We start from the raw sequence: 13877 nt of genomic DNA, 5'->3' as shown, positions 1-13877 counted from the left end.
CGCGAGGGCGGGCCCTACGCCGCCGGAATCACCGCCGACACGCGGAAACCCCCCGCCTCCGTCGGCCCCGACACGAACACCCCGCCCAGCGCGGAGACCCGCTCCTTCATCCCCACCAGGCCGTTGCCCCCCGACGGCAGCCGGGCCGACGCGAGCGAGGGCACCTCCGGCGGCGGTTCGTTCTCCACCTGCATCGCGATCTCCGACACCCGGTGCGCCAGCCGTACGTGCGTCTTCGCACCCGCCGCGTGCTTGTGGACGTTGGTCAACGCCTCCTGCACCACCCGGAACGCCGTCTGCTCGATCTGCGCGGCGTACGACCGCACATCACCCTCCACGGACAGATCCACGGCCATCCCCGCCGCGGCCGACTGCCCGATCAGTGTCTCCAGATCGTCCAGGCACGGCCCGTCGGCCTCGTCCACCACCCGGGAGGCCGCCGCGGCCGCCGCCACGCCCACCGCGACGAGCGGCACCGCCGCCCGCTCCTGGCGCCCGAACCCGTCCCCGCTGCGCAGCACCCCGAGCATCTCCCGCAGCTCGGTGAGCGCCTGCCGCCCCATGTCCCCCACCAGCGCGGCGTTCCTGACGGCCTTCTCGGGGTCCTTGCGGGCGACGGCCTGAAGCGCGGCCGCGTGCACCACCATCAGGCTCACCCGGTGCGCGACGACGTCGTGCATCTCGCGGGCGATACGGGTCCGCTCCTCGCCCCGCGCCCACTCGGCCCGCTCCTCGGCCCGCTCGGCGAGCAGCTGCAGCTCCCGCTCCAGGTCGTCGGCGCGCTCCCGCAGGCTCTCCATGAGCCGGCGCCGGGCCCCCACGTACAGCCCGAGCAGCAGCGGCGGCGCGGTCATCCCGATCGCGGTGGTGATCGACGCGAAGGGGACGAACCAGTCCCCCAGGTCCAGCTCGTCGTGGGCCATGTCCTGCCGCACCCGCACGAACATCACGATCAGCATCCCGACCAGGGACATCCCCGCCAGCGAGCCGATGATCCGGCGCGGCAGCTCGGACGCGGCGAGCGTGTACAGGCCGACGATGCCCATGAGGTAGCCCATCTGGGCGGGCGTGATGGCGATGCTCACCAGCACGACGGCGATCGGCCACTTGCGCCGGACGACCAGCACCGACCCCGCCAGCACCCCGAACACGATCCCCGCGGCCATCGGGATCCCCGCGTCCCGGGCGAACCGGATCCCCTCGAACGCACACTCCACCGCGGACGCGGACGCCAGGCCCACGTCCAGCACCGCACTACGCCACCGTGCCCACCACCACGGCCCCGTCTGAGCCGCGGTGGTGTCTTCCCCCGTCGTGGTCATGCCTCCAGCCTACGTTCGGCGCCCGCAGGTTTTCCGGTGCATTTCAACGACTGGCCTACACCACCTTGAGTGACCGATCGACCACGAAACCGCCCGATATCCCTCGAACTGCTGAATCGCACGCCGTTCGAGGCCGGAAGATCGGATTCCGCCCGGAGGGTATGCCCATGGCGCATCCAGAGGGCAAGTACGCGGACTTCGAGGGGCTGCGGGAGCGGGCGGTCGCGTTGCGGCGGCAGGGCTACAGCACGCGAAGGATGACCTACGGGACAGGGCGAGGGAACTGCGGCTCCAGGGCTGGACGTACGACCAGATCGAGGATGAGCTGGGCTGCTCCAAAAGCTCTGTCTCGTTGTGGGTTCGAGATCTACCGAAGCCGGAGCCTCGCTACACCCCGGAAGAGCATCGGGAGCTCATGCAAGCCGGGCCGGCACGCCTACGCGATACGCAGGACGAGGAGCGCAGGCGGGTCAAGGACGGCGCGACGCACGAGTCGGTGAACTCACCGACCGGGACTTGTTCGTGACCGGCGTCGCGCTCTATTGGGCAGAAGAGCAAGCCGTACCAGCGACGTGAGGTGGTCAACTTCGTCAACAGCGACCCGGCGGTGATCCAGGTCTTCCAAGCGCAGACGTAGTCGGTGCCGAGCAGTACTGGGCCGACCTCGTCGGAATCGACGCATCCGCCCTGCAACGGACGACGCTGAAGAAGTACAACCCAAAGACCGTCCGCAAGAACACCGGCGACGACTACCACGGCCGTCTCGTGATTTACGTCCGGCAGAGCGCCGATCTGTACCGTCGCATGGAGGGCACCTGGTACGGCATAGTAGGAGCCGCCACTCGGCAGCCTGACTAAATGTCCGGTTTAGTCGAACTCATTCCCCCGTGGTGTAATTGGCAGCACTGTGGCTTTTGGTGCCATCTGTCCGGGTTCGAGTCCTGGCGGGGGAGCCACACACTGTTCGGGCCCTGACAGGACTGTCAGGGCCCACTCTCATGTCCCCCAAGAAACGCCCCGGTATCCTGCGGATGTCACCCCACCCCCTCCACAGCCGAAGGGCATCCCGTGAGCGCCATTCGCCCGGCAGCCGTCGTCGTTCTCGCAGCGGGTGAGGGCACCCGTATGAAGTCGGCCACACCCAAGGTCCTGCATGAGCTGTGCGGACGGTCCCTCGTGGGTCATGTTCTCGCCGCCGCCCGTGAGTTGGACCCCGAGAACCTCGTCGTGGTCGTGGGGCACGCCCGGGAGAAGGTCACCGCCCACCTCGCCGGCACCGACGCCGACGTGCGCACGGCCGTGCAGGCGCAGCAGAACGGCACCGGGCACGCCGTACGGATGGCGTTGGAGGAGCTCGGCGGCCGTGTCGAGGGGACCGTCGTCGTCGTGTGCGGGGACACCCCCCTGCTGACCGGCGAGACCCTCAACGCCCTTGCCGCCACGCACTCCGCGGACGGGAACGCGGTCACCGTGCTGAGCGCCGAGGTGCCGGACGCGACGGGGTACGGGCGGATCGTGCGGGACGAGACCTCCGGTGCCGTGACCGAGATCGTCGAGCACAAGGACGCCTCCGAGACGCAGCGGGCGATCCGGGAGATCAACTCCGGAGTCTTCGCCTTCGACGGGCAGTTGCTCGCGGACGCCCTGGGCAAGGTGCGGACCGACAACTCCCAGGGCGAGGAGTACCTGACGGACGTGCTCGGCATTCTGCGCGAGGCCGGGCACCGCGTCGGCGCCTGTGTCGCCGCCGATCACCGTGAGATCGCCGGGATCAACAACCGGGTGCAGCTCTCCGAGGCGCGGCGGATCCTCAACGACCGGCTGCTGACCCGCGCCATGCTCTCCGGGGTCACCGTCATCGACCCGGCCACCACCTGGGTCGACGTCACCGTCACCTTCGGCCAGGACGCCGTCGTCCACCCGGGCACGCAGCTGCACGGCTCGACGCATGTGGGTGAGGGCGCCGAGGTGGGCCCCAACAGCCGCCTGAAGGACACGGTCGTCGAAGCCGGCGCCCGGGTCGACACCACGGTCTCCGACAGCGCCCACGTCGGCGCCGGCGCGAGCGTCGGGCCGTACGCCTATCTCCGTCCGGGCACCCGGCTGGGCGCGAAGGGCAAGATCGGGACGTACGTCGAGACGAAGAACGCCTCCATCGGGGAGGGGACGAAGGTCCCGCATCTCTCCTATGTCGGGGACGCGACGATCGGTGAGTACACGAACATCGGTGCCGCGAGTGTGTTCGTGAACTACGACGGTCAGGACAAGCACCACACGACCGTCGGGTCGCACTGCCGTACGGGTTCGGACAACATGTTTGTGGCGCCTGTCACGGTCGGGGACGGTGCGTACACCGCCGCGGGGTCGGTGATCACGAAGGATGTGCCGCCCGGTTCGCTGGCCGTGGCCCGTGGCCAGCAGCGGAATATCGAGGGCTGGGTGGCCCGCAAGCGTCCGGGAAGCGCGGCGGCGCAGGCCGCCGAGGCGGCTTCCCGTGAGGGCTCGATCGAGGACTGACCGGAAACAGGTGCGCCGAAGTCGTCGTACCGTGATAACTGCACACCCAGTTGAAACACCTCTGAGGAGACAGCTGTGACCGGGATCAAGACGACCGGCGAGAAGAAGATGATGTTCTTCTCCGGCCGCGCCCACCCCGAGCTTGCCGAGGAGGTCGCCCAGCAGTTGGGTGTCGGGGTCGTCCCGACCAAGGCCTTCGACTTCGCGAACGGCGAGATCTACGTCCGTTACCAGGAGTCGGCGCGCGGCGCGGACTGCTTCGTGATCCAGAGCCACACGGCTCCGATCAACCAGTGGATCATGGAGCAGCTGATCATGATCGACGCGCTGAAGCGTGCGTCGGCCCGCTCCATCACGGTCATCGTGCCGTTCTACGGTTACGCGCGGCAGGACAAGAAGCACCGTGGCCGTGAACCGATCTCGGCGCGGCTGATCGCGGACCTGATGAAGACGGCGGGTGCGGACCGCCTCCTCACCGTCGATCTGCACACGGACCAGATCCAGGGCTTCTTCGACGGTCCGGTGGACCACCTGTTCGCGCTTCCGCTGCTGGCGGACTACGTGGGCCGCAAGGTCGACCGGAACAAGCTGACGGTCGTGTCCCCGGACGCGGGCCGGGTGCGGGTCGCGGACCGCTGGTGCGACCGGCTGGGCGCGCCGCTGGCGATCGTGCACAAGCGGCGCGACAAGGACGTGGCGAACCAGGTGACGGTCCACGAGGTCGTGGGTGAGGTCAAGGGCCGGGTGTGTGTCCTGGTCGACGACATGATCGACACGGGTGGCACCATCTGCGCGGCCGCGGACGCGCTGTTCGCGCACGGCGCGGAGGACGTCATCGTGACGGCCACCCACGGTGTGCTGTCCGGTCCGGCCGCGGACCGGCTGAAGAACTCCCGGGTGGGCGAGTTCGTGTTCACCAACACCCTGCCGACGCCGGGTGAGCTGGGTGCGGACCTGGACAAGCTGACGGTGCTGTCGATCGCGCCGACGATCGCGAGCGCGGTGCGTGAGGTGTTCGAGGACGGGTCCGTGACCAGCCTCTTCGACGAGCAGTAAGGGTTCTGCAGAAGATCGTTTTGGTGACGGCCTCCCCCTCCGAGTAAGCTGCTGAAGTTGCTCGGCGAGGGAGGCCGTACCTGTTCGCGCAGGTGTCGGCGGTCCGTTATCGACGCGCTCTTCGTAGCAGGCCGATTGTTTGGCCGGGTGACCCCTTCCCCAACTGTTCTACGAGGAGTGACCATGGCCGACGTCAAGCTCACCGCTGAGACCCGCACCGAGTTCGGCAAGGGTGCCGCCCGCCGTATCCGCCGTGACAGCAAGGTTCCCGCCGTGGTCTACGGTCACGGTGCCGAGCCGGTGCACATCACGCTGCCGGGCCACGAGCTTCAGCTCGCCCTGCGTACCCCGAACGTCCTGCTCACCCTGGACATCGAGGGCAAGACCCAGCTGGCGATCCCGAAGGCCGTGCAGCGCGACGCCATCAAGGGCTTCCTCGAGCACGTCGACCTGCTCCTGGTGAACCGCGGCGAGAAGGTCAACGTCGAGGTCTACGTCCACACCGAGGGCGAGCTGGCGCCGGGCGCCTACCTGCTGGAGCACGTGCTCAGCACGCTGAACGTCGAGGCCGAGGCCACGCACATCCCGGAGTCGGTCACCGTCTCCATCGCGGGCCTGGAGGCCGGTGACTCCATCCTCGCCAAGGACATCCCGCTGCCCGAGGGCACCACGCTGCTGACGGACGAGGACGCGGTCGTCCTCCAGATCCTGGCCGCCCAGGCCGAGGAGGCCCCGGCGGAGGGCGAGTCCGAGGCCACCGAGGCCTGATCCTCTCCGTGATACCGGCTGTCGGCCGCCGTTCCCTTCGGGGGCGGCGGTCGGCGCGTATCACGGGGGCCGGGTAGCACGGAGACCGCGTATCAAGGAGACATGGACGTGACGACCGACGCCAACGGGCCCTGGCTCATCGTGGGGCTGGGCAATCCGGGGCCCGAGTACGCGAGCAATCGGCACAACGTGGGCTTCATGGTGGCCGATCTGCTGGCCGAGCGGGTCGGGGGCCGGTTCAAGCGGGCCGGGAAGGCGCAGGCGCAGGTCGTGGAGGGGCGGATCGGTCCGCCCGGCCCCGCGAACCGGCGGGTGATCCTGGCGAAGCCGATGTCCTTCATGAACCTGTCCGGCGGTCCGGTGAACGCGCTCAAGGACTTCTACAAGGTGCCGGTCGCCAACATCGTGGCGATCCATGACGAGCTGGACATCGACTACGGCACCCTGCGGCTGAAGCTGGGCGGCGGGGACAACGGTCACAACGGGCTGAAGTCGATGACGAAGGCGTTCGGGTCGGAGTACCACCGGGTGCGGTTCGGGATCGGGCGCCCGCCGGGCCGTATGCAGGTCGCGGACTTCGTGCTGAAGGACTTCTCGTCGAGCGAGCGCAAGGAGCTCGGCTACTTCGTGGACCGCGCGGCCGACGCGGTGGAGGCTCTGGTGATCGAGGGGCTCGAGCGGGCGCAGAGCACGTACAACTCCTAGCCCGAATTGACTTGCGTGATCCCATGGCCAATGATCCCGGCCATGCCTGCCCTCGCCGCCTCCGCCCGCCGGACCTCGACCGCCGCACTGCGGTTCGGACGGCTCGCGTCGATGGGCACCCTCGCGCTGGTGATCCTGATCGCCGGGGTATGGGCGTCCTGGGGCAGCGCCCAGTACGTGATGCTCACCAAGGGCCGCGAGCAGGGCAGGGTCAAGGTGACGCGGTGTGCCGAGGATGCCTGCACGGGCCCGTACACCCCGTTGTCCCACGGGTCGCGGGCACGGGCGCGGGCCGTCATCGAGAACACCGTGGCCGTGCGCAAGGGTCAGACCTACCCGGTCGTGGTGAAGCCCGGCACCGATGACCTCGTACGGTCCGGACCGGCCGGCGTGCTCTATTCGTGGGTGCCGATGGGCGGGGCGCTGCTGCTCGCGTCGGTGGTCGTGGCGGGCGGGCTGCGCCGGACGCGGCTCGCGTGGGTCATGGCGGGGTCGGGGATCGCGCTGCTCACGGCGGCTTTCGTGGCTGTCTGAGGGCTTTCGCCGTTCTCCGCTTCTGTGGAGAACCTGGGTGTTCTCTGTTCGTGTTGACCAGAGGTCAGTCCGCGCTGGAAGCTGAGCCGCCCCCTCCACGCCCGCTTCGGCGGCCTTCCTGGTCGCCCCGGCCGCCCACGCCACCGCTCCCGTGACAACGGCACCGTGAAGATCCACGACGCCACCACCGGCGAAGAGCTCCGCGAGAACGAGCCGCACGTCTGCACCTTCTACCTCGACGCGTTCGGCTTCGACGCCGTCCAGGAGGTCGACTGGCCCATCGAGGCCTGGGCTCCGACGGCCAAGGTCAAGGGCGACACCGTGAAGTCCGGCGAGATCACGCTGGACGCCGACGGACACGGCCGTACCGAGGACCTGTCGCTGCCCGACGGGCACTACAAGGTGTTCTGGACCGACTGCGCGGAGGAGGAAGGCGGCGGCGGTACGGCCACGCCCAGCGCGTCGGCCTCCGGCACTCCGGGGTCGGGCGAGTCCGCGTCTCCCAGCGCCGACCCCAGTGGATCCGCCGAGGCCGGTGCCTCCGCGTCGGCCTCTCCGTCCGCTTCCGCTTCCGCGCAGGGCTCCACCGCTGACCTCGCCGAGACCGGCAACAGCGCTCCCGTCGGCCTCCTCGCGGGGGTCGCCGCCGCGCTGACGGCGGCCGGCGGTTACCTCCTGGTCAGGCGGCGCCGGGCCTGACGTAGAACCGAAAAGCGGTGCCCCCGAGTCTCGGGGGCACCGCTTTTTCCGTGTCCGGAGGTCAGCCGGTGTTCCGCAGCCCCGCGGCCACGCCGTTGACCGTGAGGAGCAGGGCTCGGGCCAGCAGCGGGTCGGCGGGCTCGCCGGCGGCGGCCGCCTCGCGCTGGCGCTTGAGCAGCGTCACCTGGAGGTAGGAGATCGGGTCCAGGTAGGCGTCGCGGATGGCGAAGGTCTGCTTGAGGACCGGGGTGGCGTCGAGGAGTTCGGCCTCGCCCGTGATCTTCAGGACCTCGCGGACGGTCAGCTCGTGCTCGGCCTCGATGTCGGCGAAGACGTGCTGGAGCTCGGCGGGGACGAGGGTCTCGACGTAGTGGCGGGCGATGCGCAGGTCGGTCTTCGCGAGCGTCATCTCGACGTTGGAGATGAAGTTCCGGAAGAAGTGCCACTGCTCGTGCATCTCGTCGAGCACGGTGTCGAGGCCCGCCTCGCGCAGGGCCTTCAGGCCGGAGCCCACGCCGAACCAGCCGGGCACGATCTGCCGGGACTGGGTCCAGCCGAACACCCACGGGATGGCCCGCAGTCCGTCGAGAGAGACGCCCGAGCCGGGGCGGCGGGAGGGCCGTGAGCCGAGGTGCAGGTCGGCGAGCTGGTCCACCGGCGTCGACGCGAGGAAGTACGTCGGCAGGTCCGGGTCCTCGACGAGCCTGCGGTACGCGGCGTGCGCGGCGTCCGACACCACGTCCATGGCCGCGTCCCAGCGGGCCAGGGCCTCGTCGGACTGGCGGGGCGCGGTGTGCAGGGCGGACGCCTGGAGGGTGGCGGCGACCGTGAGTTCCAGGTTCTCCCGGGCCAGGGACGGCACGAGGTACTTGTCCGAGATGACCTCGCCCTGCTCGGTCACCTTGATCTCGCCTTCCAGGGTGCCCCAGGGCTGGGCGAGGATGGCGTCGTGGGAGGGGCCGCCGCCGCGGCCGACGGTGCCGCCGCGGCCGTGGAACAGGCGCAGCCGTACGCCGTACCGGTGGGCCACGTCACGCAGGCGCCGCTGGGCGCGGTGGATCTCCCACTGGCTGGTGGTGATGCCGCCGAACTTGGAGGAGTCGGAGTAGCCGAGCATGACCTCCTGGACGTCCCCGCGCAGGGCCACGAGCCTGCGGTACGACGGGTCGGAGAGCATGTCCTCCAGGATGGTGTCGGCGGCCTTGAGCTCGTCGGTGGTCTCCAGGAGCGGCACGATGCCGATCTTCGCCCAGCCGGCGTGCAGGTCGAGCAGGCCGGCCTCGCGGGCCAGTACGGCCGCCGCGAAGACGTCGTCGGCGCCCTGGCACATGGAGATGATGTACGACTCGATGACCTCGGGTCCGAAGACCTCCAGGGCCCGCTTCACGGTCTGGAAGACACCGAGGGTCTTCTCACCGGCCGCGTCGACCGGAGCCGGGGTCGGCGCGAGGGGCCGGCGCGAGCGCAGCTCCTTCGCGAGCAGCTTGGCCCGGTACTCGCGGGGCATGTCCACATACCGCCACGACTCCTCGCCGAGCCGGTCGAAGAGCTGGCCGAGAGCGTGGTGGTGGGCGTCGGCGTGCTCGCGGACGTCCATGGTGGCGAGCTGGAGGCCGAAGGCGGACAGGGTGCGGATGGTGCGGTTCATCCGGCCGTCGGCGAAGAGCCCGCCGCGGTGTTCCCGGAGCGAGGTCTGGATCAGGGTCAGGTCGTGCAGCAGTTCGCCGGTGCCGAGGTAGTCGCGGCCGTCCTCGTGCGGAATGCCCTTGGCCAGGCGGGTCTTGGTGTTCTCCAGCTTCTGCCGGATGCAGGTGGCCTTGAGGCGGTACGGCTCCTCGGCGTTGAGGCGCTTGTAGCGGGGGCTGATCTCCGGCAGGCGCTCCAGGTCGAGCTTCAGGGACTCCAGGAGCTCCTCGGTGGCGCCGGTGTAGCGGATGGAGTTCGACAGGAAGCCGCGCAGCTCGTCGATGAGCTCCAGGGCGTCGTTGATGCCGTGCTCGTGCTGGAGGATCAGGACGTCCCAGGTGACCTGGGGCGTGACGTTGGGGTTGCCGTCGCGGTCGCCGCCGATCCAGGTGCCGAAGGTCAGGGGGCGGGTCGCGTCCGGGATCTTGACGCCGACGCGCTCCAGCTCGGCCGTCAGGTCCTCCAGGACGTCCCCGACGGCGCCGGCGTGCAGCTCGTCGAGGTAGTAGATGGCGTTGCGGGCCTCGTCGGCGGGCTCGGGGCGCACCACGCGCAGCTCGTCGGTCTGCCAGACGAGGTCGATGTTCTCGGCCAGACGGGTGTCGTAGCGGCGCCGGTCCGCCTCTATGACGGGCATCTCCAGGAGCGCGGCGATCCGGCGGAGCTTGTTCAGCACCGAGCGGCGGGCGGCCTCGGTCGGGTGGGCGGTGAAGACCGGGCGGACGTTGAGGTTGGAGACGGTCTGGCGCAGGTGCTCGGGGTCGGCGTCCTTGAGGCGGTCGGCCGTACGGGCGAGAAGACCGCCCTCGGCGGCGCGTCTGGCCCGCAGTTCGCGGCCGCGGTGCACCTGCTCGGTGACGTTGGCCAGGTGGAAGTAGGTGGAGAAGGCGCGCACCAGCTTGGCGGCGGTCTCCAGTTCGATGCCACGCAGCAGCTCGGCGGCGGCCTCGCCGTCCTCACGGGTGAGGCGGCGCACCTTCTCGACGAGTTCCAGCAGCTCGGGGCCCTCCTGGCGGACGAGGGTCTCGCCCAGAAGGTCGCCCAGCCGGCGGATGTCGGCGCGCAGCTCGGTACTGGTGGACGTGGCGCTCATGGTCAGGTCGTCGGCACTGCTCACAGGTGCGGCTCCTTGCAGTGTTGAAGCTCGTCCGGCAGGGGAACCCGGAGTGCGGTCGTGCGGCAGCCGCCGCATACGGCCGGGCCATCCGGGAAGAATTCAGAGCGGACCGCGCTGTCCGACCGACTCCAAGGATAGGTGTCCATGCGGACGCGCAGACTCTCGGGCTCTTGCCGCCGGGCGCCCCACTGCCATACTTACGATGCCGTAGGTTACGGAACCGTAGGGACCGTCGTCACGGACCCCCGTGCAGGATTCCCGCAGCCCGGCACCAGTCTCCAATCCTCGAAACCCCACAGGGGACGCCCATGACCACGCGCTCCGATGTGATCGCAGACGCCCCGAAGACCCCCGACGGCCCGACACCGCCCTCCGCGACACTGGGCGGTGAGCAGAAACGCTCGCTCGAACAGATCACGCTGCTCCTCTTCATCACCGTTCCGTTCCTCGCCCTGCTCGCGGCGGTGCCGCTGGCCTGGGGCTGGGGAGTGAGCTGGCTCGATCTGGGTCTTCTGGTCTTCTTCTACTACCTCGGCTGCCACGGCATCACGATCGGCTTCCACCGCTACTTCACGCACGGCTCCTTCAAGGCCAAACAACCGCTGAGGATCGCGCTGGCGATCATGGGGTCGATGGCGGTCGAGGGACCGCTGGTGCGCTGGGTGGCCGACCACCGCAGGCACCACAAGTTCTCCGACGCCGAGGGCGACCCCCACTCGCCGTGGCGGTTCGGAGAGACGGTCCCGGCACTGATCAAGGGCCTGTGGTGGGCCCACATCGCCTGGATGTTCGACGAGGAGCAGACCCCGCAGGAGAAGTACGCGCCGGATCTGGTCAAGGACCCGGCGATGCGGGCGATCTCGCGACAGTTCATCTTCTGGGCGATGCTCTCGCTCGCCCTGCCCGCCGTGATCGGCGGTCTGGTGACCATGTCCTGGTGGGGCGCGTTCACCGGCTTCTTCTGGGGCTCGATGGTCCGCGTCTGCCTGCTGCACCACGTGACCTGGTCGATCAACTCGATCTGCCACGCGGTCGGCAAGCGGCCCTTCAAGTCGCGGGACCGCTCGGGCAACGTGTGGTGGCTGGCCGTGTTGTCCTGCGGTGAGTCCTGGCACAACCTGCACCACGCCGACCCGACCTCGGCGCGGCACGGGGTGATGCGGGGACAGGTGGACTCCTCGGCGCGGATCATCCGCTGGTTCGAGATGCTGGGCTGGGCGTACGACGTGCGCTGGCCGTCACGCTCGCGTATCGATTCCCGCCGGATCACGGACGGGGACGGCTCCGGGCGCAAGAAGGAGGCCGCCGAGGCGGCATGATGGACGCGTGGCGACCGACTCCAGCAGTACCCCGAGCAACGAAGCGAAGCCGCGGCGTGCCCGGCGTACTCGGATGACGGGGGTCGAGCGCCGCGCCCAGCTTCTGGAGATCGGTCGCACGCTCTTCGCCTCGAAGGGCTTCGAGGCCACGTCGGTGGAGGAGATCGCCGCGAAGGCGGGCGTCTCCAAGCCGGTGGTGTACGAGCACTTCGGCGGCAAGGAGGGCCTGTACGCGGTGGTGGTGGACCGTGAGATGCGGCGCCTGCTGGACATGGTGACGAGTTCCCTGACCGCCGGCCACCCCCGTGAACTGTGCGAACAGGCGGCCTTCGCCCTCCTCGACTACATCGAGGAGTACACGGACGGCTTCCGCATCCTGGTCCGCGACTCCCCGATCCCCCAGTCCACGGGCTCCTTCGCCTCGCTGATCTCGGACATCGCGACGCAGGTGGAGGACATCCTGGGCCGCGAGTTCAAGAGGCGCGGTTTCGACCCCAAGCTGGCCCCGCTGTACGCCCAGGCCCTGGTCGGCATGGTCGCCCTGACCGGCCAGTGGTGGCTGGACGTGCGCCGCCCGAAGAAGGCGGAGGTGGCGGCGCATCTGGTGAACCTGGCATGGCACGGCCTGGACGGCCTGGAGGCGAAACCGCGCCTGATAGGCCGCCGCAAGAGCTGACCCGTCACCGGCCCGTACGACGACGGCCCGTGCACCCAGGGGTGCACGGGCCGCTGCGTTCGCGTGGGCGTCAGTGCTTGAAAGTGTCCTTGGCCTTCTCCTTGGCCTGGCGCGCGTCGCCCTTGGACTGCCCCGCGCGGCCCTCGGCCTCCATGCGCTCGTTGCCGACCGCACGGCCCACGGCCTCCTTGGCCTTGCCCTTGACCTGTTCCTTCTTGGCCTTGGCCTTCTGGTCTTCCGCCACCGTACTCACTCCCAGCGCTTGCAGAGTCCGTTGTCATCACTGCGGGTGACCCGGACCGCCTCAGTCAAACAACGAACTCCAGCCGGTTGCCCCCAGGGTCGTACGAGTAGAACCTCCGCCGCCCCGGCAGTCCCTCGTCCCACAGGACCGTGGCGCCGTGCGCCTCCAGCCGGGCGGCGTACGCCGAGATGTCCGTGACGCGGAGCCCGGGGTGGGCTTTTTTCGCCGGCCGGAAGTCCTTCTCGATCCCCAGGTGCAGCTCCACGGCCCCCGCCCGGAACCAGCAGCCGCCCCGAGCCTCGAGCACCGGCGGCTTGGGGATCTCGGTCATGCCGAGGACGTCGACGTAGTAGCCGCGCAGCAGGTCCTCGGAGCCCGGCGGCGCGGCGAGCTGCACATGGTCGACGGCCGCGAGCATCAGCCCTCCTTGCGGGCCACCGCGAAGATGCGGCGGAACGGGAACGGCGTGCCGTGCGGCCCCGCCGGATACGCCTCGCGCAGGGCTGCCCGGTACTCGTCCAGGAAGCTCTCCCGCGCCGCCGGGTCGTCGGCGAGGGCGGCCAGGACCGGGCGCAGGCCGGTGCCCTTCACCCAGTCCAGGACCGGGTCCTCCCCCTGCAAGAGGTGCACGTACGTCGTCTCCCACGCGTCCACCTCGCAGCCCAGGTCGGTCAGCGCCGTCAGGTAGTCCTGGGGGGCGAGGACGGCGTCGTCGTGGCGCAGGGTCTCCGCGAGGCCCATCGCCCCGGCGAGGTCGCGCATCAGGCGGTGGCTCGGGGAGTCGAAGTTGCCGGGGACCTGGAAGGCGAAGGTGCCGCCGGGGGCGAGGCCCTCGATCCAGTCCGGGAAGCGCGAGACGTGCCCCGGCACCCACTGAAGCGTGGCGTTGCTGACGATGAGGTCGTACGGCTGTGCGGGCGTCCACGTGCGGACGTCCGCGTGGGCGAAGTCGAGGCTGCCGCCGCCGGACGTGGGGCCCGCGTACTCGACCCGCGCCTTGTCGAGCATCTCGGCCGAGTTGTCGTAGCCGGTGATGCGGGCCGTGGGCCAGCGTGCGGCGAGCAGCGTCGTCACGTTGCCGGGGCCGCAGCCCAGGTCGGCGATCACGGGCGCGTCCCCCGCAAGCTCCGGGACGCGGGCGAGGAGGTCGGTGAAGGGGCGGGCGCGGTGGTCCGCGTGGCGGAGGTACTGGGCAGGGTCCCAAGTCGTCATGGGATCCACTGTCCCCAACTTT

12 protein-coding genes, 1 tRNA gene and 2 pseudogenes are annotated in these 13877 nt (G+C 69.8%); 10 read left to right on the top strand and 5 right to left on the bottom strand.

Features of this window, described 5'->3' with window-relative positions; translation table 11 throughout:
* Positions 1–14 precede the first annotated feature (14 nt).
* Positions 15–1322, bottom strand: coding sequence for a sensor histidine kinase (locus tag ACIRP7_RS04665; RefSeq protein WP_403653903.1), 1308 nt, complete (start codon positions 1320–1322; stop codon positions 15–17).
* Positions 1323–1489: 167 nt separating this feature from the next.
* On the opposite strand from ACIRP7_RS04665, the pseudogene ACIRP7_RS04660 reads away from it, so the two are divergent.
* The 8 genes and pseudogenes from ACIRP7_RS04660 to ACIRP7_RS04625 all read left to right on the top strand — a co-directional run bounded on the left by ACIRP7_RS04660 (position 1490) and on the right by ACIRP7_RS04625 (position 7601).
* Positions 1490–2180, top strand: a pseudogene (locus ACIRP7_RS04660) (hypothetical protein).
* A gap of 23 nt (positions 2181–2203) precedes the next feature.
* Positions 2204–2278, top strand: a tRNA-Gln gene (locus tag ACIRP7_RS04655).
* 112 nt (positions 2279–2390) lie between these two features.
* On the top strand, positions 2391–3839 hold the full coding sequence (glmU, locus tag ACIRP7_RS04650; RefSeq protein WP_403653900.1) for a bifunctional UDP-N-acetylglucosamine diphosphorylase/glucosamine-1-phosphate N-acetyltransferase GlmU: 1449 nt from the start codon (positions 2391–2393) through the stop codon (positions 3837–3839).
* Between the two features lie 75 nt (positions 3840–3914).
* Complete coding sequence (locus ACIRP7_RS04645) at positions 3915–4895, top strand: ribose-phosphate diphosphokinase (protein WP_352388306.1); 981 nt, start codon at positions 3915–3917, stop codon at positions 4893–4895.
* Positions 4896–5078: 183 nt separating this feature from the next.
* On the top strand, positions 5079–5663 hold the full coding sequence (locus ACIRP7_RS04640; RefSeq protein WP_403653897.1) for a 50S ribosomal protein L25/general stress protein Ctc: 585 nt from the start codon (positions 5079–5081) through the stop codon (positions 5661–5663).
* Between the two features lie 102 nt (positions 5664–5765).
* A complete protein-coding gene (gene pth, locus ACIRP7_RS04635) occupies positions 5766–6368 on the top strand; it encodes an aminoacyl-tRNA hydrolase (RefSeq protein WP_403653894.1) in 603 nt (200 codons plus the stop codon).
* A 30-nt stretch (positions 6369–6398) separates the two neighbouring features.
* Positions 6399–6902 (top strand): hypothetical protein, encoded by a 504-nt coding sequence (locus tag ACIRP7_RS04630; protein ID WP_403653892.1) that lies wholly within the window; start codon positions 6399–6401, stop codon positions 6900–6902.
* A 118-nt stretch (positions 6903–7020) separates the two neighbouring features.
* Positions 7021–7601, top strand: a pseudogene (locus tag ACIRP7_RS04625) (LPXTG cell wall anchor domain-containing protein).
* Positions 7602–7662: 61 nt separating this feature from the next.
* Here ACIRP7_RS04625 and ppc read toward each other — a convergent pair.
* Positions 7663–10404, bottom strand: coding sequence for a phosphoenolpyruvate carboxylase (gene ppc / locus ACIRP7_RS04620; RefSeq protein WP_403653889.1), 2742 nt, complete (start codon positions 10402–10404; stop codon positions 7663–7665).
* Positions 10405–10712: 308 nt separating this feature from the next.
* Between ppc and ACIRP7_RS04615 the strand changes: the two genes are divergently transcribed.
* Together ACIRP7_RS04615 and ACIRP7_RS04610 are read left to right on the top strand one after the other, a co-directional pair.
* A complete protein-coding gene (locus tag ACIRP7_RS04615; RefSeq protein WP_403653886.1) occupies positions 10713–11723 on the top strand; it encodes an acyl-CoA desaturase in 1011 nt (336 codons plus the stop codon).
* 7 nt (positions 11724–11730) lie between these two features.
* Positions 11731–12399, top strand: coding sequence for a TetR family transcriptional regulator (locus ACIRP7_RS04610; RefSeq protein ID WP_403653883.1), 669 nt, complete (start codon positions 11731–11733; stop codon positions 12397–12399).
* 70 nt (positions 12400–12469) lie between these two features.
* Here ACIRP7_RS04610 and ACIRP7_RS04605 read toward each other — a convergent pair whose 3' ends face one another.
* The 3 genes from ACIRP7_RS04605 to ACIRP7_RS04595 all read right to left on the bottom strand — a co-directional run bounded on the left by ACIRP7_RS04605 (position 12470) and on the right by ACIRP7_RS04595 (position 13855).
* Positions 12470–12643, bottom strand: a complete 174-nt coding sequence (locus ACIRP7_RS04605) for a CsbD family protein (protein ID WP_352388323.1) — start codon at positions 12641–12643, stop codon at positions 12470–12472.
* Positions 12644–12707: 64 nt separating this feature from the next.
* Entirely contained in the window at positions 12708–13061 is a 354-nt protein-coding gene (locus tag ACIRP7_RS04600; RefSeq protein ID WP_403653880.1) for a VOC family protein, read from the bottom strand.
* On the bottom strand, positions 13061–13855 hold the full coding sequence (locus ACIRP7_RS04595; protein WP_403653877.1) for a trans-aconitate 2-methyltransferase: 795 nt from the start codon (positions 13853–13855) through the stop codon (positions 13061–13063). Before ACIRP7_RS04595 ends, ACIRP7_RS04600 begins: the two co-directional genes overlap by 1 nt.
* Between the last annotated feature and the right edge of the window lie 22 nt (positions 13856–13877).

Origin of the sequence: Streptomyces sp. NPDC102270 (genome assembly GCF_044766405.1) — a bacterium.
Classification (GTDB): Bacteria; Actinomycetota; Actinomycetes; order Streptomycetales; family Streptomycetaceae; genus Streptomyces.
This window is presented reverse-complemented; position numbering and strand designations above follow the sequence as displayed.